Source organism: Klebsiella sp. D-Nf1, assembly GCF_002810515.1.
Lineage (GTDB): Bacteria > Pseudomonadota > Gammaproteobacteria > Enterobacterales > Enterobacteriaceae > Klebsiella > Klebsiella variicola.
The window spans coordinates 385,072-406,788 of record NZ_PIOK01000002.1; the positions used below are offsets into that span (position 1 = coordinate 385,072).

Consider the following 21,717-nt stretch of genomic DNA (forward strand, 5'->3'; position numbering starts at 1 on the left):
TAAGTTCGCTTCAGCCTGCCCACTGCCCCCCGGCGGTTGCGGTAGGCGAAGTTGGGTAGACGCTCGCAAAAAAATGTTCTTCTGTCGAGTATGCAAACCTTTTTTGCGTATCTGGCCGGGAAAGCTATTTTCCGTCGTCGCGCCAGGGCCAACCGCCGCGGCATACTCGACGCCATGAACAGAGAACATGGCTATACCCTGATGGAAACCCTGGTAACGCTGACATTGATGATGATCCTCAGCGTCGGCGGCCTGTACGGCTGGCAGCGCTGGCAGCAACAGCAACGATTGTGGCAAACCGCCGTCCAGGTGCGGGATTTTCTGGTCTTTCTGCGCGATGACGCCAACGCGTACAACCGTGACCGTGTGCTTCGCGTCGGCCAGGACGAGCAGGGCTGGTGCCTGAGTGCGCAGGGGGAAGGGGCGGACTGCACCGCCGGGTCGGCCTTCACGCTGCGCCCGCGCTGGCCGGGGATCACGTTGGTCGGTGTTACGCCTGGCCTCGGGTTTTATGGTCTGCGCAGCACCGCCTGGGCGGGGAATCTGCGGCTGCAGAGCGCGGCCGGCAGCTGGAGCATCGTGATCTCACACTGGGGGCGGATTCGTTTATGCCCCAGCGACAGCGCAGGAGGATGCCAGTGAGCCGCCGCGGATTTTCCCTGGCGGAGGCGCTTATCGCCATGGCAATTGGCTCGCTGCTGCTGATCGGAGCCTGCCGCTTTCTGCCTGCCCTGCAGCGCCATATTCTGCGCCAGGGCGAACAGCTGACCCTGGAGAATGAGCTGTGGCAGCGCGTGCATGCCGTGGGGAAACACCTGCAGCGCGCCGGGTATTGCCGGGGAGCGTGCGGCGGCGCCGGGCTGGAGCTAACCGCCGGCGGCGAGTGCCTGATTGTACGCTGGGATGCGAACAGCAACGGGAGATGGGAAACCTCCCCTGCGGCAATGGCGGAGAGTACTGGCTTTCGCCTGCGCGACGGTGCGCTGGAGACCTTGCGCGGGGCCAGCGACTGCCGCGGCAGCGGATGGGAAAAAATCACCAACCCGGCCGCTATCGTAGTGACGCGCTTCTCGGTACAGCGTCTGGTCACCACGGGCTTTGCGCCGGAGCTGAGCGTGACGCTGGCGGCGCGCTCTGCCCGGCAGGCGGGGCTGGTGAGTGAGGTGGAGCAGCGGGTGACGGGGTATAACCTGTGATCCGCCAGCGTGGGATGTCGTCGCTGCTGATGGTGCTCCTGTTGCTGACTCTCGGCAGCCTGTTACTCGAGGGGCTTAACCTGCAGCAGCGGGCGCTGCTGGCGCAAACTGCTAGCGAAACGCAGGCGATCCGCGATACGGCCATTGCCCATTCGGCGCTGCAGTGGGGAAAACAGCAGGCCTGGTCGGCGCAGGTACCACTGGCCTGCCGGGAGCAGGCACAGCAGGGCTGGCGTGCCTGTCTGCGTATCTTCAGCGACGGTTCGCTGCTGCTCAGCAGCGCCAGCGGCGAGGTGCAGGTCTGGCAGTCCGGCGAGGTGGGCGGCGGGCAGGTGCGTTTTTCCGCCCACGGCTGGAGCGATTTTTGCCCGCTCAGGGAGGTGAGCTTATGTCAAATGCCCTGAAGCGTCAGCGGGGGTTTAGCCTGCCGGAGACCGTGCTGGCGATGGCACTGATGGTGCTGACGGTTACCGCGCTGGGCGGCTATCAGCGCGGAATGGCGCAAGGGGTTCACCAGTTGAACCAGACGCGTCAGCTGTGGCGCGACGCGTGGCGCTATAGCCAGCTCTCCGCGCCGTCGTCGCCGGCACACGGGCAGGTAAGCCGTATGCAGACATCGACGCAAAGATGTGTCAGCATCACGGTAACGATCAGTAGGCCCGTTGCCAAGCGGGCGCAGATGACCCGGCTGCATTGCCCGGTCAGTCAGTAGTCAGGAGCAATTATGTTAAGGGTATACCACTCAAACCGGCTGGATGTTCTCGAGGCGTTGATGGAATTTATCGTCGAGCGCCAGCGGCTGGATGACCCTTTTCAGGCCGAAATGGTGCTGGTGCAGAGTACCGGCATGGCGCAGTGGCTGCAGATGACCCTGGCCTCGCGCTTCGGGATTGCCGCCAATATCGAGTTCCCGCTGCCGGCGAGCTTTATCTGGGACATGTTTGTGCGCGTCCTGAAAGATATTCCGGGTGAAAGCGCCTTCAGCAAGCAGAGCATGAGCTGGAAGCTGATGACCCTCCTGCCGCAGCACCTGGAGGAAGACGATTTTATCTTGCTGCGCCAGTATCTGAGCGATGACGGTGACAAGCGCAAGCTGTTTCAACTCGCAGCCCGGGTGGCGGACCTCTATGACCAGTACCTCGTCTATCGCCCGGAGTGGCTGATGCGCTGGGAGGCCGGCCAGCGGGTTGATGGCCTCGGCGACGCACAGCAGTGGCAGGCGCCGCTGTGGCAGGCGCTGGTGAGCTACACCGCCGAGCTGGGGCAACCGCAGTGGCACCGCGCCAATCTCTACCAGCGCTTTATCAGCACCCTGGAGAAAGCGGACGAACCGCCCGCCGGGCTGCCGTCGCGCGTTTTCATCTGCGGGATTTCTGCGCTGCCGCCGGTCTACCTGCAGGCGCTGCAGGCGCTGGGTAAGCATGTTGATGTCTATGTGCTGTTCACCAACCCCTGCCGCTACTACTGGGGAGACATTAAGGATCCGGCGTTTCTGGCGAAGCTGCTGTCGCGCCAGCGACGCCATCACCGTGAGGCGCGCGCGCTACCCCTGTTTCGCGACACCGAGCAGGCGCCAGGGTTGTTTAATGACGCAGGGGAGCAGGATGTCGGCAACCCGTTGCTCGCCTCCTGGGGCAAACTGGGGCGCGACTATATCTACCTGTTGGCAGGGCTGGAGCGATATGAGGAGCTGGATGCCTTTGTCGACATTGCCCCTGATAACCTGTTGCATAACCTGCAGTCGGATATCCTCGAACTGCGCAACGCGGCGGTGGCCGGGCAGAGCGCAGAGGCGTTCGCCCACAGTCGCGACAAACGTCCGCTGGCGCTGGATGACCGCAGTCTGAGCATTCACGTCTGCCACAGTCCGCAGCGCGAAGTGGAAGTTCTGCACGATCGGCTGCTGGCGATGCTGGAGGCGGATCCGACGCTCACGCCGCGGGATATCATCGTCATGGTGGCGGATATCGACAGCTACAGCCCCTACATACAGGCGGTGTTTGGCGCGGCCAGCGGCGATCGCTGGCTGCCGTGGGCGATCTCCGACCGGCGCGCCCGCGAGTCGCACCCGGTGCTGCAGGCGTTTATTACGCTGCTCTCGCTGCCGGACAGCCGATTCGCCAGCGAAGATGTGCTGGCGCTGCTGGACGTACCGGTGCTGGCGGCGCGCTTTAATATCACGGAAGAAGGGCTGCGCTACCTGCGTCAGTGGGTGAACGAGTCCGGCGTCCGCTGGGGAATGGATGACGACAACGTTCGCGAGCTGGACCTGCCGGCGACCGGGCAGCATACCTGGCGGTTCGGCCTTACCCGCATGCTGTTGGGCTACGCCATGGACAGCCGCGAGGGAGAATGGCAGTCGGTGCTGCCGTATGACGAATCCAGCGGTTTGATCGCCGAACTGGTGGGCAACCTCGCGTCGCTGCTGATGCAGCTTAATCTGTGGCGACGCGGCCTCGCCCAGCAGCGGCCGCTGGCGGAGTGGCTGCCGGTTTGTCGCGATCTGCTGAATGACTTTTTCCTGCCGGACAGCGAGACCGAAGCGGCGCTGGCGCTGATTGAGCAACAATGGCTGGCGGTTATTGATAGCGGTCTGGAAGCACAGTATGGCGACCAGGTGCCACTGACGCTGCTGCGCGACGAACTGGCCCAGCGTCTGGATCAGCAGCGGATCAGTCAGCGCTTTCTTGCCGGCCCGGTCAACATCTGCACCCTGATGCCGATGCGCTCTATTCCTTTCAAAGTGGTTTGCCTGCTGGGGATGAACGACGGGGTTTATCCGCGAACGCTGCCGCCGCTGGGCTTTGATTTGATGAGCCAGAAGCCGCAGCGCGGCGACCGCAGCCGGCGTGATGATGACCGCTATCTGTTCCTCGAAGCGCTGATGTCCGCCGAACAGACGCTGTATATCAGCTATATCGGCCGTTCGATCCAGGATAACAGCGAGCGCTTTCCCTCGGTGCTGGTGCAGGAGCTGGCGGATTATATCGGCCAGAGCCACTGTCTCGCTGGCGACGAGGCGCTTGATTGTGACGCCAGCGAAGCCCGTGTCAAAGCTCATATCACCCATCTGCATACGCGCATGCCGTTCGACGTCGCCAATTTTCAGGAGGACGAGAACAAAAGCTACGCCCGCGAATGGCTGGCCGCCGCCGGTCAGCAGGGGGAAGCGCATAGCGACTTCATTCAGCCGCTCACCGCGCCGCCGATTGACAGCCTGCCGTTCGAGCAGCTCCTGCGTTTCTGGCAGCACCCGGTTCGCGCGTTTTTTCAGCAGCGTCTGCGGGTCAATTTCCGCGCGGAAGAGGACGATATTCCTGACGACGAACCCTTCACTCTTGAAGGGCTGAGCCGTTATCAACTGAATCAGCAGTTGCTCAATACACTTATCGAGGAGCAGGACGTCTCGGCTATGTTCCGCCGCTTTCGCGCCGCCGGCGAGCTGCCGTATGGCGCCTTTGGCGAGCTGGTCTGGGAGACGCAGCGCCTGGAGATGCAGGCCCTGGCCGAGCGAGTGATGGCCGAGCGCCAGCAGGCGCAGAGCATGGAGATCGATCTGCAGTGCGGCAGCGTAAATCTCACCGGCTGGCTGCAGCAGGTGCAGCCGGACGGGCTGCTGCGCTGGCGGCCTTCGCTGCTGAGCGTCTCCCAGGGGATGCAACTTTGGCTGGAACATCTTGTCTACTGTGCCAGCGGCGGCACCGGCGAGAGCCGGCTGTTTGTGCGTAAAGAGGGAGAGTGGCGCTTCCCGGCGCTGGCGCCCGCCGAGGCGCAGGCGTACCTTAATGCGCTGGTGGATGGCTATTTGCAGGGGATGTCACAGCCGCTGCTGCTGCTGCCGGAAAGCGGTGGTGCCTGGCTGAAAGCCTGTTACGACGCCGAAAAGGATGTCATCTTAATGGACGAAGAGACGCAGCAGAAAGCGCGGAGCAAATTCCTGCAGACCTACGAAGGTAACATGGTGGTCAGCGGGGAGGGCGCCGATATCTGGTATCAACGCCTGTGGCGTTCGCTGGAGCCGGCGCATTACGAAGAAATCATTGCCCAGACGCAGCGTTATCTGTTACCGCTATATCGTTACCATCAGTCCACACAAATTTAAATAGTATAAAAATTGCGCAGTGAATGGCGGTTCATTTATTATGCGCAACGTATCACGGACTGATGGACATAAAAGGCTGCACGCTGTGCAGCGCAAGTTTGTTAATGATGAGGTTCGTGAATGCCCCGCAGTTTATGGTTCAAGGTTTTTGTTGTGCTGGCCGCCCTCTGGGCGCCGTTTAGTCAGGCCGACACCGGATGGCAGCCGATTCAGGAGACGATCCGCAAAAGCGAAAAAGATACGCGTCAGTATCAGGCGATCCGCCTTGATAACGGCATGGTCGTGCTGCTGGTTTCCGATCCGCAGGCGGTGAAATCGCTGTCGGCGCTGGTGGTGCCGGTGGGATCCCTGCAGGATCCGGCCGATCATCAGGGGCTGGCGCATTTTCTGGAACATATGACGCTGATGGGGTCGCAAAAATATCCCCAGCCTGACAGCCTTGCAGAGTTTCTTAAGCTGCACGGCGGCAGCCATAACGCCAGCACCGCGCCCTACCGCACCGCGTTTTATCTCGAAGTGGAGAATGATGCGCTAGACGGGGCCGTAGACCGCCTGGCCGACGCCATCGCCGCGCCGCTGCTGGATAAAAAATATGCCGACCGCGAACGTAACGCGGTCAACGCCGAGCTGACGATGGCCCGGACGCGAGACGGGATGCGTATGGCCCAGGTCAGCGCGGAGACCATCAACCCGGCCCACCCGGCGGCCCACTTCTCCGGTGGTAACCTCGAGACGCTCAGCGATAAGCCCGGCAGTCCGGTGCTTGATGCGCTGCACACCTTCCGCGATAGCTGGTACTCCGCCAACCTGATGAAAGCGGTGATCTACAGCAACAAGCCGTTGCCGGAGCTGGCGCGCATGGCTGCTGACACTTTTGGCCGCGTGCCGAATCGTCAGATCAGCAGGCCGGAAATTACCGTCCCGGTGGTAACGGATGCGCAAAAAGGCATCATTATTCACTATGTTCCAGCGATGCCGCGTAAAGTGCTGCGCGTCGAGTTTCGCATCGACAACAACAGCGATCGCTTCCGCAGCAAAACTGATGAGCTGGTCACCTATCTCATCGGCAACCGCAGCCCGGGCACGCTCTCCGACTGGCTGCAAAAGCAGGGGCTGGCGGAAGGTATCCGCGCGGATTCCGATCCGGTGGTAAACGGCAACAGCGGTGTGCTGGCGATCTCTGCCACTCTCACCGATAAAGGCCTGGCTCACCGCGACGAAGTGACGGCGGCCATTTTCAGCTACCTTGACCTCCTGCGTACCCAGGGCATCGACAAACGGTACTTCGACGAACTGGCGCATGTGCTGGCGCTGGATTTCCGCTATCCGTCGATCAACCGCGACATGGACTACGTGGAATGGCTGGCGGATACCATGATCCGGGTGCCGGTCGAGCATGCGCTGGACGTGGTGAATATTGCCGACCAGTACGACCCGCAGGCGATCAAAGACCGGCTGGCGATGATGACCCCGCAGAACGCCCGTATCTGGTATATCAGCCCCCAGGAGCCGCATAACAAGACGGCCTATTTTGTCGATGCGCCGTATCAGGTGGATAAGATTAGCGAGCAGACATTCGCTGACTGGCAGCAAAAATCGCAGGCCATCCAGCTGCAGCTGCCGGTGCTCAACCCCTATATTCCGGATGATTTCACCCTCATCAAAAGCGATAAAGCCTGGCCGCATCCGCAGCTGATCCTGGATGAACCGACGCTGCGGGTGGTGTATGCCCCGAGCCAGTATTTTGCCAGCGAGCCGAAGGCGGATATCTCCCTGGTGCTGCGTAATCCCCAGGCGATGGACAGCGCTCGCCGGCAGGTGATGTTTGCCCTCAACGATTATCTCGCCGGCATCGCCCTCGATCAGCTCAGTAACCAGGCGGCGGTCGGCGGCATTTCGTTCTCCACCGGCGCTAATAACGGATTAATGGTTAATGCCAACGGCTATACCCAGCACCTTCCGGCGCTGTTCAGCGATCTGTTGCAGGGATACTTCAGCTATACGCCGACCGAGGAGCAGCTGGAGCAGGCCAAATCCTGGTATGCGCAGATGATGGACTCCGCCGAGAAAGGCAAAGCCTACGATCAGGCGATAATGCCGATCCAGATGGTCTCCCAGGTGCCGTACTTCCAGCGCGAAGTGCGCCGGGCGTTGCTGCCCTCCATCACTCTTAAAGAGGTGCTCGACTACCGCGCCAACCTGAAAACCAAGGGGCGTCCTGAACTGATGGTGATCGGCAATATGACCGCCGATGCCGCCACGACGCTGGCCCGCCAGATCCAGCAGCAGCTGGGCGCTGACGGCAACGAATGGTGCCGCAACAAAGACGTGGTGGTGAACCGGCAGCAGCTGGCGATCTTCAACAAAGCGGGCAACAGCACCGACTCCGCGCTGGCCGCGGTGTTCGCGCCGCCCAATGTTGATGAGTTCAGCAGTACCGCCGCCAGCACCCTGCTGGGACAGATTATTCAGCCGTGGTTCTACAACCAGCTGCGTACCGAAGAGCAGCTCGGCTATGCGGTCTTTGCCTTCCCGATGAACGTGGGGCGCCAGTGGGGCATGGGCTTCCTGCTGCAGAGTAGCGATAAGCAACCGGCCTACCTCTGGCAGCGGTTCCAGGCCTTCTTCCCCACCGCGGAGGCGAAGCTGCGGGCGATGAAGCCGGAAGAGTTTGCTCAGCTCCAGCAGGCGGTGATAAGCCAGATGCTGCAGGCGCCGCAGACGCTGGGCGATGAAGCCTCGAAACTGAGCAAAGATTTCGATCGCGGTAATATGCGTTTTGATTCACGTGATAAAGTAGTGGCTCAGATTAAACTGCTGACGCCGCAAAAACTTGCCGACTTCTTCCATCAGACGGTGGTGGATCCGCAGGGCATGACGATACTGTCCCAGATTTCCGGTAGCCAGAATGGCAAAGCGGACTATGCCCAGCCGAAAGGCGGCAAAGTGTGGGAAAACGTCAGCGCATTGCAGCAATCCTTACCCCTGATGCGAGAGAATGAATGACCGACACCGCTGAGTCTTTGGATCCCCTGCGCTTGCCCCTGAGGGGCGAGCGCCTGATAGAAGCCTCTGCGGGCACCGGAAAAACCTTTACCATCGCCGCGCTGTATCTGCGGCTGCTGCTGGGGCTGGGCGGCGAGTCTGCCTATCCCCGCGCCATCAGCGTTGAAGAGCTGCTGGTGGTGACCTTTACCGAGGCGGCGACCGAAGAGCTGCGCGGGCGTATCCGCAGCAACATCCACGAACTGCGCATCGCCTGCCTGCGCGGCGAATCCGACAACCCGCTCTACAGCGCGCTGCTGGCGGAGATCGACGATAAAGACGACGCCGCGAAGACGCTGCTGCTGGCCGAACGGCAGATGGACGAGGCGGCGGTATTCACCATCCACGGCTTTTGCCAACGGATGCTGAGCCTTAACGCCTTCGAGTCGGGCATGCTGTTCGAGCAGCAGCTGATCGAGGATGAATCCCGCCTGCGCTATCAAGCCTGCGCTGACTTCTGGCGCCGCCACTGCTATCCGCTGACCCGTGATATCGCGGCGGTGATCCACGACGTTTGGAAAGGGCCGCGCGATCTGCTGAAGTCCCTTGACCGCTGGCTGCAGGGCGAAGCGCCGCAGCTTAAGTCGCCGCCAGCCCCCGACGAGACGCTGGCCGAACGCCATCAGCAGATCATCGGCCGCATTGACGCGCTCAAGCAGCAGTGGCGCGATCAGGTGGGCGAGATAGAAGGCGTGCTGGAAAATTCCGGGCTCGACCGACGGAAGTTCAATCGTGGCAACCAGGGCAAGTGGATTGAGAAAGTGAACGCCTGGGCGCAGGAAGAGACGTTGAGCTACCAGCTGCCCGACGCGCTGGAGAAATTTGCCCAGTCGTTTCTGCATGAGCGTACCAAAGCCGGTGGCGAACCGCCGGTGCACCCTCTGTTTAGCGCCGTGGAGTCGCTGTTGGCCTCGTCGCTAACGCTCACCGATCTGGTGCTGGCGAGAGCGATGGTCGAGATCCGCGATGCGGTCGCCCGCGAAAAGCGCCGCCGCGGCGAGCTGGGGTTTGACGATATGCTCAGCCGGCTTGACGAGGCGCTGCGCGGCGACAGCGGCGAGACGCTGGCCAGCGCCATTCGCCAGCGTTTTCCGGTGGCGATGATCGATGAATTTCAGGACACCGACCCCCAGCAGTACCGTATTTTCCGCCGCATCTGGCGCCGGCAGCCGGAGACGGCGCTGCTGCTGATCGGCGATCCGAAGCAGGCCATCTACGCCTTTCGCGGCGCCGATATCTTTACCTATATGAAAGCGCGCGGCGACGTTGCCGCGCACTACACCCTCGATACCAACTGGCGCTCCTCGCCGGGCATGGTGGGCAGCGTCAATCGGCTGTTCAGCCTCAGCGATAACCCCTTCATGTTCCGCGAGATCCCGTTTCTGCCGGTGAAGGCGGCGGCAAAGAATCAGGGGCTGCGCTTTACCGTTGACGCGGCGGACGTACCGGCGATGAACGTCTGGCTGATGCCCGGCGACACCGTCGGCTCTGGCGATTATCAGACGTTTATGGCGCAGCTCTGCGCCACGCAGATCCGCGACTTGCTGAGCGCCGGCCAGCAGGGGCGCGCGCTGCTGTGGCGCGGGGAAACCTCGCGCCCGGTGCAGGCCTCGGATATCACCGTGCTGGTGCGCAACCGGCTGGAGGCGGCGCAGGTGCGTGAAGCGCTGCAGACGCTGGGCATCCCCTCGGTCTACCTCTCTAACCGCGACAGCGTTTTTGAGACGCTGGAGGCCCAGGAGCTGCTCTGGCTGCTGCAGGCGGTGCTGGCCCCGGAGCGGGAAAATACCCTGCGCAGCGCGCTGGCGACCTCGATGTTTGGCCTGACCGCGCTGGATATTGAAAACCTGAACCAGGATGAGCAGGCGTGGGACGCGCTGGTGGAAGAGTTCAGCGAATACCGCCAGATCTGGCGTCAGCGCGGAGTGATGCCGATGCTGCGGGCGTTGATGACGGCCCGGCATATCGCCGAGAATCTGCTGGCGACCCGCGGCGGCGAGCGGCGCTTAACCGACATTCTGCATATCAGCGAACTGCTGCAGGAGGCGGCCAGCCAACTGGAAAGCGAGCATGCCCTGGTGCGCTGGCTGGCGCAGCATATCGCCGAGCCGGACAGCAACGCCGCCAGCCAGCAGATGCGTCTCGAAAGCGATAAGCACCTGGTGCAAATTGTCACCATTCACAAGTCAAAAGGGCTGGAATACCCCCTGGTCTGGCTGCCGTTTATCGCCCGGTTTCGTAAACAGGACCAGGCGTTCTACCACGATCGCGAGACGTTCGCGGCGGTACTGGATCTGGGCCAGGATGAGGCCAGCCTCGAGCTGGCGGAGGCGGAACGGCTGGCGGAAGATCTGCGCCTGCTGTACGTCGCCCTGACCCGCGCGGTCTGGCACTGCAGCCTCGGGGTGGCGCCGCTCAGCAGCCGGAAATCTGGCAACAGCAATTTCCACCTCAGCGCGCTGGGGCGGCTGTTGCAGGCGGGCGAAGCCATGGACGCCGCCGGGCTGGCCGCGCAGCTGGCAGACTTCTGTCATGGCGATATTGCATTACAGAGACCGGGCGAGCTGGATCTGACCCCGTGGCAGGCGCCCGCGGCGACCATCCCCCCGCTGTCGGCGCGCGAGCTGCAGCGCCGCATCGCCGATGACTGGCGGGTGACCAGCTACTCCGGACTGCAGCAGCATGGTTTCAGCGGCGGGCAGGATCTGCTGCCGCGCCTGGATGTCGATGCCGCCGGCGTCGGCGAAGTCGTGGAAGAGCCGCAGTTGACGCCACACCAGTTCCCGCGCGGCGCCGCGCCGGGGACCTTCCTGCACAGCCTGTTTGAGGAGCTGGACTTCACCCAGCCGGTGCCCGACGGATGGATGGCAGAGAAGCTGCAGCTGAGCGGGTTTGATGCGCAGTGGGCGCCGGTGCTGACCGACTGGCTGGGCGGCGTGCTGAAGACCCGCCTGCCGGGGGCGGATATCGCGCTCAATCAGCTTGCGGCGCGGGACAAACAGGTGGAGATGGCGTTTTACCTGCCTATCGCCCAGCTGCTGACGGCGGAGCGCCTTGATGCGCTTATCCGCCAGTACGATCCGCTCTCCGCCGACACGCCGCCACTGGATTTCCGCCAGGTGCGCGGCATGCTGAAGGGCTTTATCGATCTGGTCTTCCGCCACCAAGGCCGTTATTACCTGCTGGATTACAAATCCAACTGGCTGGGGGAAGATCGCGAGGCCTACACCCGGCCGGCGATGGAGCAGGCGATGCGTGCCCACCGCTACGATCTGCAGTATCAGCTGTACAGCCTGGCGCTGCACCGCTATCTGCGCCACCGGCTGGCCGATTATGACTATGACCGCCACTTCGGCGGCGTGATTTATCTCTTCCTGCGCGGCATGGACGGGCAGGAGGGGGAGCAGGGGATCTTCACCACCCGGCCGGTGCGACCGCTGATTGACGGTCTGGATCAGCTTTTTGCCGGAGAAACTCAGGAGGAGGCCTCATGACTTTCGAACAACTACTGCTGGCCGCGGTGGAGCAGCGTCTGCTGCGGCCATTGGACGTCCAGTTTGCCCTGATGGTGGCGCAAAACGACCCGCCGGCGGTTAAGCTGGCGGCGGCGTTACTGAGCCGGGATGCCGGAGAAGGGCACGTCTGCCTGCCGCTCTCGCGGCTGAACGACGATGAGGCGCTGAGCGGGAAAGCGGGGGAGATCCGCGATCGGCTGCTGGCCGAAGCCGGCGCGCCGGAGGACTGGCCAGCGTTACTGCTTTCCTCATCGGCGGTAAGCAGTGGCGATGCCCCGACGCCGATGATTTTGTGCGGCGACCGGCTCTATCTGAATCGGATGTGGCGCAACGAGCTGACCGTCGCCCGCTTCTTTAACGAAGCCAACCGGGTGCTGGAGATGGATGAGGCGCGGCTGGCGTCAACGCTAAATGCGCTGTTTCCCGCCACTGGCGAAACCGACTGGCAAAAAGTGGCCGCGGCGGTGGCGCTGACTCGCCGCATCTCGGTGATCTCCGGCGGTCCCGGGACCGGGAAAACCACCACCGTGGCGAAGCTTCTGGCGGCGCTGATCCAGATTGACGACAGTCCGCGCTGTCGTATTCGCCTGGCGGCACCGACGGGGAAAGCGGCGGCGCGCCTGACCGAATCGCTGGGCGCGGCGCTGAGAAAGCTGCCGCTGACCGATGCGCAGAAAGCGTTAATTCCCACCGAGGCCAGCACGCTGCATCGTCTGCTGGGCGCCCAGCCCGGCAGCCAGCGCATGCGCTATCACGCCGGCAACCCGCTGCATCTGGATGTGCTGGTGGTGGATGAAGCCTCGATGATTGACCTGCCGATGATGTCGCGGCTTATCGACGCGCTGCCGGCCCACGGGCGGGTGATTTTCCTCGGCGATCGCGACCAGCTGGCCTCCGTGGAAGCGGGGGCGGTGCTGGGGGATATCTGCGCCTGGGCGAGCTCGGGCTACACTGCCGCGCGGGCGCAGGAGCTGACCCGGCTGACCGGTTCTCCGGTGCCGGCGGGCGATGGGACTATCGCTGGCGCGCTGAGAGACAGCTTGTGCCTGCTGCAAAAGAGCTATCGCTTCGGCAGTCACTCCGGCATCGGGAGCCTGGCGCGGGCGGTGAATGCTGGCGCGCGCGCGGAGGTGAAGGCCACGCTGCGCCAGCCGTTTGACGATATCGCGCTTCATCCCCTCAGCACGACCGACGAGTACGAGGCCATGCTCGGCGCGGCCCAGCAGGGTTATGAACGCTACCTGCAGCTGCGCCGCGAGCGGGCCGAACCGCAGGCCATGCTGGCCGCTTTCAGCGAATTCCAGCTGCTGTGCGCGCTGCGCGAAGGGCCGTACGGCGTGAGCGGCGTCAATGAGCGGTTGGAGCAGCGGCTCAACCGCCAGCGGGCGATCGCTCTGCCGCGCCACTCCCGCTGGTATGACGGCCGACCGATCATGATATCGCGCAATGACAGCGCGCTGGGGCTGTTTAACGGCGATATCGGGATAGCGCTCGAGCGCAACGGCGAGCTGCGGGTGTGGTTCCTGATGCCCGACGGCACCATCAAGTCGGTGCAGCCGAGTCGCCTGCCGGAGCATGATACCGCCTGGGCGATGACCGTGCATAAATCGCAGGGCTCCGAGTTCGAACATGCGGCGCTGATCCTGCCGGCGCGCAGCGTCCCGCTGGTGACCCGCGAACTGGTCTACACGGCGATCACCCGCGCGAAACAGCGATTGTCACTCTATGCCGACGAGCAGGTGCTCTCCCAGGCCATTGTGACGCGCACCGAGCGGCGCAGCGGCCTGGCGGAGATTTTCGCCGGGCGCGAATCCCCCTGAGAGGCCGCATCCGGGCGATGGGAAAATGATGCAGCCCGTTGCCCGGCTGGCAGAAAAATCAGTAGCTGAAGAACATGGGGATGAGCCAGAGCACCGATATCGAATTCATCGCGAAAAAGCGGACTGCCGCGCCGCTGGCCAGCGGTGGGGAGGAACAGCGGGCAACAAAAATCACCAGCGAGGAGATGAGAACATTCATGCCGGATGTCAGGACCAGCAGGAATAATATCGCGATGGCGGCGCCGAGCGCGGCATAACCATGCTGATGATGGCGCTGGTTATCCCAGAGGAGCAGTATCATCAGCAACCACGGATAGAGGGTGACCGTGGCGGTAATGAGGTTGATATGTCTGACCAGCCAGTTCGGTTTGGTTTCCATTATTTCAGCGATCCTTGCAGGGCGGGTGGTGGCCGTTGCGCCAGTCGACGTCCTGTCGACAGTCAGTAGCATATCGGTGAGCCAGCGAGAAAGAAATGGCTTGCGCGGAAACCAGGAATTTCGCCCGCTTGTCGCAGACAGGCGCCGTTGCGAAGAGGGGCTGAAGAACGGCCCGGAATTAGACGATAAACGCCGTTTTATCCCGGGCCGTTAGAAAGAGTGAAGAAGGGCTTAAGCGAGGTCGGCCATCAGCACCTTCGACCGGCGCTGATAGTTATACATCTGCTTTTTACTCTCTGGCAGCAGGTCGATATCCACCGGCGTGAAGCCGCGCTCCTGGAACCAGTGGATGCTGCGGGTGGTTAGCACGAACAGCTTGCTCAGCCCCATCTGTCTGGCCTGGGCGGCAATACGCTCCAGCAGCACCTCTCCCCGCGACGAGCTCCGGTAATCCGGATGCACCGCCACGCAGGCCATTTCGCCGATCTTCTCTTCCGGGAAAGGATAGAGGGCAGCGCAGGCGATAGTGGTGTTATCGCGCTGAATAATGGTGAATTTGTCGATTTCCATCTCCAGCTGCTCGCGGGAGCGGCGCACCAGGATGCCCTGCTGCTCAAGCGGGCTTATCAGCTCAAGAATACCGCCGATATCGTTGATGGTCGCCCGGCGGATCTGCTCCGCGCTCTCCATCACGATCTGGGTGCCGATGCCGTCGCGTGAGAATAGCTCCTGCAGCAGTGCGCCGTCTTCCTGATAGCTGATCAGGTGGCAGCGTCGCACGCCGCTGCGGCAGGCCTTCACGGCCCCGCGCAGAAAGCGCACGGTACCGGAGTTATAATCTTCGTCCGCTTCCAGCTCTTCGACCCGGGACTGTGCTTCGTTGGGGAACAGTTCGGAGACAATTTCCCCTTCCTGGTTGTAGACCCCCTGCGACGAACAGAAGCCGATCATTTTCTCTGCCTTCAGCTTAATGGCCAACTGGGTGGCGATCTCTTCAGAGGTCAGGTTAAAACTCTCGCCGGTGACCGACACTGCGACCGGCCCCATCAGTACAATGGCGCCACTGTCGAGCTGACGATGAATCGCCTCTTCGTCAATGCGGCGAATGCGTCCGCTGTGGCAATAATCGACACCGTCATCGACACCCAGCGGCTGGGCAATGATAAAGTTGCCGCTGACGACGTTGATATGGGCTCCCTGCAGCGGGGTATTGTTGAGGCTCATCGACAGGCGGGCGGTGATCTCCAGCTGCAGCATCCCCGCCGCTTGCTTAACCAGCTCAAGCGTTTTAGCGTCAGTCACTCGCGTCTGCTTGTGATAGACCGGCTCGTGATGGTGCTCGGCGAGGTTAGCGTCAATCTGCGGGCGGGCGCCATAGACCACGACCAGGCGAATGCCCAGGCTATGCAGTAATCCTATATCATTGACAATACTTGAAAAATTCTCATGCTCAATGGCTTCGCCGCCCAGCATGATGACAAACGTTTTTCCCCGATGGGCATTAATATAGGGAACAGAATGGCGGAATCCTTCTACCAGTTCAGTGCGACGTTCCTTCACCATGACAAACCCTCAATGCATGATTATTCGTAATTATTGTATTTTTATTCTGTTTTGCCGTTAAACGCAAGTGCCAATTTTAGGCTAAGACACGAAAAACATGTGACCCGGCGCAGGGTGTCAATGAATGTTTACCCTTTTATAGATGACAGGTTATATGGCTTTCGTTAAAGTTTCTGGTCAATCTGTTTGTTTTGGGTACAAATGCGTTTTTATTGCTTGGGAGTGGCATGTCGGGAAACAACTCTGGATTAAGCCGTCGCCGTCTGTTGCAGGGCGCGGGCGCCATGTGGTTAATGAGCGTGAGCCCTGTGGGGCTGGCTGCCGATGCGCGAGTGGTCGCCGTCCGTGTCTGGCCAGCATCGACCTACACGCGCGTCACGGTAGAATCGAATCATGTGCTGAAATACCGGCAGTTTGCCCTCAGTAACCCGGAGCGGGTGGTGGTGGATCTGGAAGGGGTTAACCTGAACTCTGTGCTGAAGGGCATGGGGGGGCAGATCCGCGATGACGACCCCTTTATTCAGTCCGCCCGCGTGGGCCAGTTTGATCCGCAAACCGTGCGCATGGTTTTTGAGCTCAAGCAGAACGTCAAGCCGCAGCTGTTTGCCCTCGCGCCGGTGGCCGGCTTTAAAGAGCGTCTGGTGATGGACCTCTACCCCGCCAACGCCACCGATGTTCAGGATCCGCTGCTGGCGCTGCTCGAGGATTACAACAAAGGCGATCTGGAGCGTCAGGTTCCGCCGGCGCAAAGCGGACCACAGCCGGGCAAAGCCGGGCGCGACCGGCCGATTGTCATTATGCTCGATCCCGGACACGGCGGCGAAGACTCCGGCGCCGTGGGGAAGTATCGCACCCGCGAGAAAGATGTGGTGCTGCAGATTGCCCGCCGCCTCCGGGCGTTGATCGACAAAGAAGGCAATATGAAGGCCTATATGACCCGCAACGAAGACGTGTTTATCCCGTTGAAGGTGCGTGTCGCCAAGGCACAGAAGCAGCGTGCCGACCTGTTCGTGTCGATTCACGCCGACGCCTTTACCAGCCGCCAGCCCAGCGGTTCCTCAGTGTTTGCCCTCTCCACCAGGGGGGCAACCAGTACCGCGGCAAAATATCTCGCCCAGACGCAGAACGCCTCGGATCTGATCGGTGGGGTCAGCAAGAGCGGCGACCGCTATGTCGACCACACCATGTTCGATATGGTGCAGTCCCTGACCATCGCCGACAGCCTCAAATTTGGCAAGGCGGTGCTGGAGAAAATGGGCAACATCAATAACCTGCACAAGAATCGGGTAGAGCAGGCGGGCTTTGCGGTGCTGAAGGCGCCGGATATCCCCTCCATTCTGGTGGAGACGGCGTTTATCAGTAACGTGGAAGAAGAGCGGAAGCTGAAAACGGCCAAATTCCAGCAGGAGGTGGCCGAGTCGATCCTCGCCGGGATTAAAGCCTACTTCGCCGACGGCGCGACGCTGGCCCGTCGCGGATAACCACACAGGAAAGGGACATGGCCTTACTGAAAAGCGCCCATGGCGGCAATATCCGCGAGGCCGCCGCCCTGCTGGGTATTGCCCCCGCAGAGCTGCTGGATTTTAGCGCCAACATCAATCCGCTGGGGATGCCAGCTTCGCTCAGGCAGGCGATCGTCGACAACCCAGGCTGCGCCGAGCGCTATCCTGACGTTGAGTATCAACAGCTGCACCAGGCGCTGGCGGCCCACCATCAGCTGCCGGCGGCGCATATCCTTGCCGGCAACGGCGAAACTGAATCGATCTTCACCCTCGTCCACGGCCTTAAGCCGCGGCGGGCGATGATCGTCATTCCCGGTTTCGCGGAGTACCGGCGGGCGTTGCAGATTGTGGATTGCGAGGTGGTGGAGTATGCCCTCCGGGAGTGCGATGGCTGGCAACTGACTGACGCGATCCTCGATGCCCTCACTCCGGGGCTGGACTGCCTGTTTCTTTGCACCCCGAATAACCCCACCGGCCTGCTGCCGGAGCGGGGCCTGCTGGAAGCCATTGCGCAGCGCTGTCGGGCACTGAACATCAGCCTGATCCTTGACGAGGCCTTCCTCGATTTTATGCCCGACCAGCCGGGATTTATTCCCCTGCTGGCGCAGTACCCGCACGTCTGGGTTCTGCGTTCTCTCACCAAATTTTATGCCATTCCGGGGCTGCGTCTCGGCTACCTGCTGAACGCTGACGTGCAGGCAGTGGCCCGGCTGCGCGAGCGACAAATGCCGTGGTCCATCAATGCCTATGCCGCCCTGGCCGGGGAGATTATCCTCCAGGACCGGGAGTATCAGCGGGCCACCTGGCAGTGGCTGCAGGAGGAGGGGATGCGTCTCTACGCGCAACTGCAGGAGATTGCCGGGCTGACCGTGTGGCCCGGGCGCGCCAACTATCTGTTCTTGCGCTGCGACAGGCCAGGGCTTGACCTGCAATACGCCCTGTTGCGCCAGCACGTGCTGATCCGCAGCTGCGCCAACTACCCGGGGCTGGATAGCCGTTATTTCCGGGTGGCGATCCGCAGCGCCAGCGAAAACGATCAACTGCTGGCGGCGCTGCGCCGGGCGCTGGCCTGAGCCTTACTGCAGGGTGACGCCCCCGCGCACCATCGCCAGCAGATGCTGCTGCGGCCAGTGGGCGGCGATGTTGCTGTCTGCCAGTCGCCACTGGAGAAATTCGACGTCATGACGACGGCGGTCCAGCAGCAGGCCGACGACGCTGCCGCTGTGCGCCACGTTAAGGCCATAGAGTCCTGCGCTTTCCACCAGTTGCAGTAGCGCGTCAAACCCCGGTTTGGGCAACAGCTGCTGGCTGGCGATGGCGCTGATGGTCGCCGCTTCGCCCAGAAGCTGTGGGCTGCCGCAGTGGCAGGCCTGCTGCACTTTCTCCCACGCCAGCTGCAGCCGGGAGGCGTTAGCCAACAGACCCGCCTCGCGTGGCAGCTGGTGGTAGTCGGTGGTGCGCAGCGTCAGCGGGCTCTCCAGTACTAACAGGTCGAGCGCCGGCGGCGCAGGGCAGGCGATTTGCGTGGCGGCGGTATTATGGTCGAACAGCGTCAGCTGGCGAAACAGGGTGCTGTCGGTAGGCTCCAGCGCGACGCACAGACGCGCCAGCGTCGGCTCATCCAGCGGATGGCCCAGATGGTGGGCGGTGGCGGCGGCGGTGGCGGCGATATCGGCGGTGCTGCTGGCCATCCCTTTGGCCACCGGGATTGTTGAGTGCAGGGTGATGCGGATCTGCTGGCTCAGCGCTGGGGGGTAGCCCCAGTGGGCCAGCAGCTGGTCGACCATCGCCCGTGACAGCGGCCGCTCATCTTTTCGCGGCACCCCGGTCTCGACCTCGACGGTGCTGTACCAGTCCACCGGGCAGGAGACCAGTTTCTCGCTGCCGAGGATCCAGCCCTGGATAAGTTCTCCGCACGAGGCGGGACATTGTGCAACAGCCACGTTTTCACCTTTCCGCTTACCTTCGCCAGGGCGCATAGTGGCATGGCGACCCGCCGGTTACCATGATTCTCCGCAAGAGGAGGTACGTCGTTTATGCCGACACAACCAGCTCTCGCGCCTGCGGCAATGCGAGACGCACGACGTCGCGGGCAATCATTAGCTCTTCATTGGTGTTGATCACCGCGACTTTGACCAGCGCGTTATCCGCCTGAATAAAGGTCGCGCTCCGCTGGTTTTTCTCGTCGTCCAGCGCGAGGCCGAGAAAGTGCAAATTGCGGCAGATTGTCGCCCGCGCCCGGGCGGAATGCTCGCCAATGCCGCCGGTAAAGATCAGCGCATCCAGGCCTCCCATCTGCATGATATAGCTGCCGATAGTCGCGCGAATGCGTTCGGCAAACAGCGACAGCGCCAGAGCTGCGCGTTCATTGCCGGCGTCGGCTGCCTGTTCGACGTCGCGGTAGTCAGAGGACACACCGGAGACGCCAAGCAGCCCAGATTCATTATTCAGCAGCTGGCTGAGCTGCTGGGCGGATTTCCCCTCTTTCTCCACCAGCCAGGGAAGAATCGACGGGTCGATATCGCCGCTACGTGTGCCCATCATCACCCCGGACTGGGGGGTAAAGCCCATTGAGGTATTCACCGACTGCCCGCCTTTGATGGCGCAGACGCTGCAGCCATTGCCCAGGTGGCAGCTCACTACCCGCAGGGCGCTCAGCGGTACCCCCAGCTTTTCCGCCAGCGCGCTGCTGACATAGTGATGGCTGGTGCCGTGAAAACCGTAGCGGCGAATGCCCAGCTCGGCGTAATAGCGCCAGGGCAGGGGATAGAGCCAGGCCTCCGGCGTCAGGGTCTGGTGAAAGGCGGTATCAAAGACCGCCACCGCCGGTACCGCCGGCAGCCGCTGGCGAAAGAGACGAATGCCCAGCGCATTGACCGGGTTATGCAGCGGCGCCAGCTCCGCCAGGCGTTCGATCTCCCGCAGGGTGTCGTCGCAGACCAGCGCGGCGTCTTTGAAGCGTTCGCCGCCGTGGGCGACGCGGTGGCCAACGCCGTCTATCTCCTGCAGGCTGCTCAGGATCCCGCGGCCGGTCAGCGCCTCCAGCAGCAGGGTCACGGCTTCGTGGTGATCGGCGATGGGCAGCGTCTCCTGCCATTTCTGCGCCGACGTTTTCAGCGTAAAGCGGGCCTCGGGCAGGCCGATACGTTCGATCAACCCCTGACAGAGCAACGCCCCCTGCGGCATGTTAAGCAGCTGAAACTTCAGGGAGGAGCTGCCGGCGTTGATCGCCATGATTTTATAGGTCATTGATGTTCCTCTGCGTTCAGGCAGGCGAGCAGGTCATCAAGCCCGTCGCTGGTTAACGCGCTGGTGATAAAGATATGTTCGGCGCCCGCTGCGTCGAGCCATGCCCGGACCTGTTGCAGACGGGGCGAGGCGGCCAAATCGGCTTTGGTGACCACCCCGATAACCGGGCGGTTCATCGGGGCGGTAAACCCCGGAGAAAAAGGTGACCAGGGCGCATCGGCATTCAGTACCAGCGCGATGACATCGGCCTCGCAGGCGCTGGTGAGCAGCGCGCTGTACAGGCAGCGGTTTTCCAGATATTCCCCCGGGGTGTCGATCGCGGCCGGCGTCCAGACGATGGCCTGCGTTTTCTGATAACGCAGCGTTTCGCCACGCAATACCTGGGTCAGCGAGGTTTTGCCGCACTGACTGGGTCCGATAAGCATCAGGCGCTTCATGGGCTCAGGTCCGGGTGATCGGGCAGGCGGTGAAGCGCATCAACTCGCCGAGCGTGCGCGTAACCTGCTTTAGCGCGTACTCCACGGCGGAGACATCGCCGGTCAACACCACCGCGCCGGTGAAGCGATCGAGAAAGCCGATCTCCACCGCGCCGGACTTAGTGGCGATGTCACAGGCGATGATCGACGCCTCACTGGGGGTAATGGTGAGAATGCCGATAGCGGAGACCGCGTCCGGCAGGCCCAGCTTTTTGAACAGATCTTTGCCCGGATTGGCGATGAGGTGTGCCAGAGTGACCTGTTTGCCCGGGACATACTCCTGGATCATGCGTTCGGTAGGGGTTTGCGGTTCCATTATCCCTCCATCAGCTGTTGCCACAGCGCGTCGTGCGGTCGCGGGATCACTGCCCGGTAAACCAGCAATCCTTTCTCGCCTGCGCTGTCGCTGGCCACCGTGACGGCGTTGTCGACATCGGCGATATCGCCAGCCACCACCATGTAGCACTTGCCGCCGATACCAAACGCCATATGGATGCGCACCAGGGTGACGTTGGCCGCTTTCACCGCACGGTCGGCGGCGCTGATGCACGCTGCCACGCTCCAGGTTTCGACGATCCCCGCCGCCTGCCGCTGCTCGACCACGTTGAGGCCGCTGATCGCCGGCAGTACGCTGGGATGAATGTTGGCCAGCACCAGGCTGTCCACCAGCATCTCCCCGGCGCGCGCCGTGCCGGCGGCGATTGCCTGCTGCACGGCGCCGACGTCGCCGCCCAGCATCAGCAGGAATTTTCCGGGGCAAAGGGTTCTGCAAAGCAGGAGCTGTACGTTCGCGCTTTTCAGCATGACGTCGCCCAGTTCCATCCCCCTGGCGATGCTGGTCAGTTCTAAAATTCCGATAGCCTGGGTCAT

Annotated in this window: 17 protein-coding genes; 10 read left to right on the forward strand and 7 right to left on the reverse strand. The window is 62.2% G+C overall.

Annotation, left to right across the window (positions count from 1 at the left end; translation table 11 throughout):
- Window positions 1–90 precede the first annotated feature (90 nt).
- The 8 genes from CWM54_RS11880 (at window position 91) to recD (ending at window position 13,678) form a co-directional block, all read left to right on the forward strand.
- Window positions 91–642, forward strand: coding sequence for a prepilin peptidase-dependent protein (locus CWM54_RS11880; RefSeq protein ID WP_100697184.1), 552 nt, complete (start codon window positions 91–93; stop codon window positions 640–642).
- Window positions 639–1,196: a prepilin peptidase-dependent protein gene (locus tag CWM54_RS11885; protein ID WP_100697186.1), complete on the forward strand. Its 558-nt coding sequence runs from the start codon at window positions 639–641 to the stop codon at window positions 1,194–1,196. Before CWM54_RS11880 ends, CWM54_RS11885 begins: the two co-directional genes overlap by 4 nt.
- Window positions 1,193–1,600 (forward strand): DUF2509 family protein, encoded by a 408-nt coding sequence (locus CWM54_RS11890; protein WP_100697188.1) that lies wholly within the window; start codon window positions 1,193–1,195, stop codon window positions 1,598–1,600. The genes CWM54_RS11885 and CWM54_RS11890 overlap by 4 nt, the downstream gene beginning before the upstream one ends.
- The gene (locus tag CWM54_RS11895) at window positions 1,585–1,908 is read left to right on the forward strand and encodes a prepilin-type N-terminal cleavage/methylation domain-containing protein (protein WP_100697190.1); all 324 of its coding nucleotides are present in this window, start codon (window positions 1,585–1,587) and stop codon (window positions 1,906–1,908) included. The genes CWM54_RS11890 and CWM54_RS11895 overlap by 16 nt, the downstream gene beginning before the upstream one ends.
- 12 nt (window positions 1,909–1,920) lie before the next feature.
- Entirely contained in the window at window positions 1,921–5,298 is a 3,378-nt protein-coding gene (gene recC, locus CWM54_RS11900; RefSeq protein ID WP_100697191.1) for an exodeoxyribonuclease V subunit gamma, read from the forward strand.
- Between the two features lie 120 nt (window positions 5,299–5,418).
- Window positions 5,419–8,304, forward strand: a complete 2,886-nt coding sequence (ptrA, locus tag CWM54_RS11905; RefSeq protein WP_100697193.1) for a pitrilysin — start codon at window positions 5,419–5,421, stop codon at window positions 8,302–8,304.
- The gene (gene recB / locus CWM54_RS11910; protein WP_100697195.1) at window positions 8,301–11,837 is read left to right on the forward strand and encodes an exodeoxyribonuclease V subunit beta; all 3,537 of its coding nucleotides are present in this window, start codon (window positions 8,301–8,303) and stop codon (window positions 11,835–11,837) included. The genes ptrA and recB overlap by 4 nt, the downstream gene beginning before the upstream one ends.
- On the forward strand, window positions 11,834–13,678 hold the full coding sequence (gene recD / locus CWM54_RS11915; protein WP_100697197.1) for an exodeoxyribonuclease V subunit alpha: 1,845 nt from the start codon (window positions 11,834–11,836) through the stop codon (window positions 13,676–13,678). The genes recB and recD overlap by 4 nt, the downstream gene beginning before the upstream one ends.
- Before the next feature lie 58 nt (window positions 13,679–13,736).
- Here recD and CWM54_RS11920 read toward each other — a convergent pair whose 3' ends face one another.
- The gene (locus tag CWM54_RS11920) at window positions 13,737–14,057 is read right to left on the reverse strand and encodes a hypothetical protein (protein ID WP_100697199.1); all 321 of its coding nucleotides are present in this window, start codon (window positions 14,055–14,057) and stop codon (window positions 13,737–13,739) included.
- A 231-nt stretch (window positions 14,058–14,288) separates the two neighbouring features.
- The gene (gene argA, locus CWM54_RS11925) at window positions 14,289–15,620 is read right to left on the reverse strand and encodes an amino-acid N-acetyltransferase (protein WP_100697201.1); all 1,332 of its coding nucleotides are present in this window, start codon (window positions 15,618–15,620) and stop codon (window positions 14,289–14,291) included.
- 227 nt (window positions 15,621–15,847) lie between these two features.
- On the opposite strand from argA, the gene amiC reads away from it, so the two are divergent.
- Window positions 15,848–17,101 carry an N-acetylmuramoyl-L-alanine amidase AmiC gene (gene amiC, locus CWM54_RS11930; RefSeq protein WP_008806319.1) on the forward strand — a complete coding sequence of 418 codons (1,254 nt, stop codon included), beginning with the start codon at window positions 15,848–15,850 and terminating at the stop codon, window positions 17,099–17,101.
- 17 nt (window positions 17,102–17,118) lie between these two features.
- Window positions 17,119–18,195: a threonine-phosphate decarboxylase CobD gene (gene cobD / locus CWM54_RS11935; RefSeq protein ID WP_100697203.1), complete on the forward strand. Its 1,077-nt coding sequence runs from the start codon at window positions 17,119–17,121 to the stop codon at window positions 18,193–18,195.
- A 3-nt stretch (window positions 18,196–18,198) separates the two neighbouring features.
- On the opposite strand, the gene CWM54_RS11940 is transcribed toward cobD, so the two are convergent.
- From CWM54_RS11940 to pduT, 5 genes are all read right to left on the reverse strand, one after another.
- A complete protein-coding gene (locus tag CWM54_RS11940; protein ID WP_133123757.1) occupies window positions 18,199–19,065 on the reverse strand; it encodes an L-threonine kinase in 867 nt (288 codons plus the stop codon).
- A 91-nt stretch (window positions 19,066–19,156) separates the two neighbouring features.
- Window positions 19,157–20,371 (reverse strand): acetate/propionate family kinase, encoded by a 1,215-nt coding sequence (locus CWM54_RS11945; RefSeq protein ID WP_100697205.1) that lies wholly within the window; start codon window positions 20,369–20,371, stop codon window positions 19,157–19,159.
- On the reverse strand, window positions 20,368–20,808 hold the full coding sequence (pduV, locus tag CWM54_RS11950) for a propanediol utilization protein PduV (protein WP_100697207.1): 441 nt from the start codon (window positions 20,806–20,808) through the stop codon (window positions 20,368–20,370). Before pduV ends, CWM54_RS11945 begins: the two co-directional genes overlap by 4 nt.
- Window positions 20,809–20,812: 4 nt before the next feature.
- A complete protein-coding gene (pduU, locus tag CWM54_RS11955) occupies window positions 20,813–21,163 on the reverse strand; it encodes a propanediol utilization microcompartment protein PduU (RefSeq protein ID WP_016161761.1) in 351 nt (116 codons plus the stop codon).
- Complete coding sequence (pduT, locus tag CWM54_RS11960; protein WP_023298168.1) at window positions 21,163–21,717, reverse strand: propanediol utilization microcompartment protein PduT; 555 nt, start codon at window positions 21,715–21,717, stop codon at window positions 21,163–21,165. Before pduT ends, pduU begins: the two co-directional genes overlap by 1 nt.

Coding starts and splice junctions, on each gene's coding strand:
- CWM54_RS11880 (WP_100697184.1), top strand. CDS start 91: ATGCAAACCTTTTTTGCGTATCTGGCCGGGAAAGCTATTTTCCGTCGT.
- CWM54_RS11895 (WP_100697190.1), top strand. CDS start 1,585: ATGTCAAATGCCCTGAAGCGTCAGCGGGGGTTTAGCCTGCCGGAGACC.
- recC (WP_100697191.1), top strand. CDS start 1,921: ATGTTAAGGGTATACCACTCAAACCGGCTGGATGTTCTCGAGGCGTTG.
- ptrA (WP_100697193.1), top strand. CDS start 5,419: ATGCCCCGCAGTTTATGGTTCAAGGTTTTTGTTGTGCTGGCCGCCCTC.
- recB (WP_100697195.1), top strand. CDS start 8,301: ATGACCGACACCGCTGAGTCTTTGGATCCCCTGCGCTTGCCCCTGAGG.
- recD (WP_100697197.1), top strand. CDS start 11,834: ATGACTTTCGAACAACTACTGCTGGCCGCGGTGGAGCAGCGTCTGCTG.
- CWM54_RS11920 (WP_100697199.1), bottom strand. CDS start 14,057: ATGGAAACCAAACCGAACTGGCTGGTCAGACATATCAACCTCATTACC.
- argA (WP_100697201.1), bottom strand. CDS start 15,620: ATGGTGAAGGAACGTCGCACTGAACTGGTAGAAGGATTCCGCCATTCT.
- amiC (WP_008806319.1), top strand. CDS start 15,848: ATGTCGGGAAACAACTCTGGATTAAGCCGTCGCCGTCTGTTGCAGGGC.
- cobD (WP_100697203.1), top strand. CDS start 17,119: ATGGCCTTACTGAAAAGCGCCCATGGCGGCAATATCCGCGAGGCCGCC.
- CWM54_RS11945 (WP_100697205.1), bottom strand. CDS start 20,371: ATGACCTATAAAATCATGGCGATCAACGCCGGCAGCTCCTCCCTGAAG.
- pduV (WP_100697207.1), bottom strand. CDS start 20,808: ATGAAGCGCCTGATGCTTATCGGACCCAGTCAGTGCGGCAAAACCTCG.
- pduU (WP_016161761.1), bottom strand. CDS start 21,163: ATGGAACCGCAAACCCCTACCGAACGCATGATCCAGGAGTATGTCCCG.
- pduT (WP_023298168.1), bottom strand. CDS start 21,717: ATGACCCAGGCTATCGGAATTTTAGAACTGACCAGCATCGCCAGGGGG.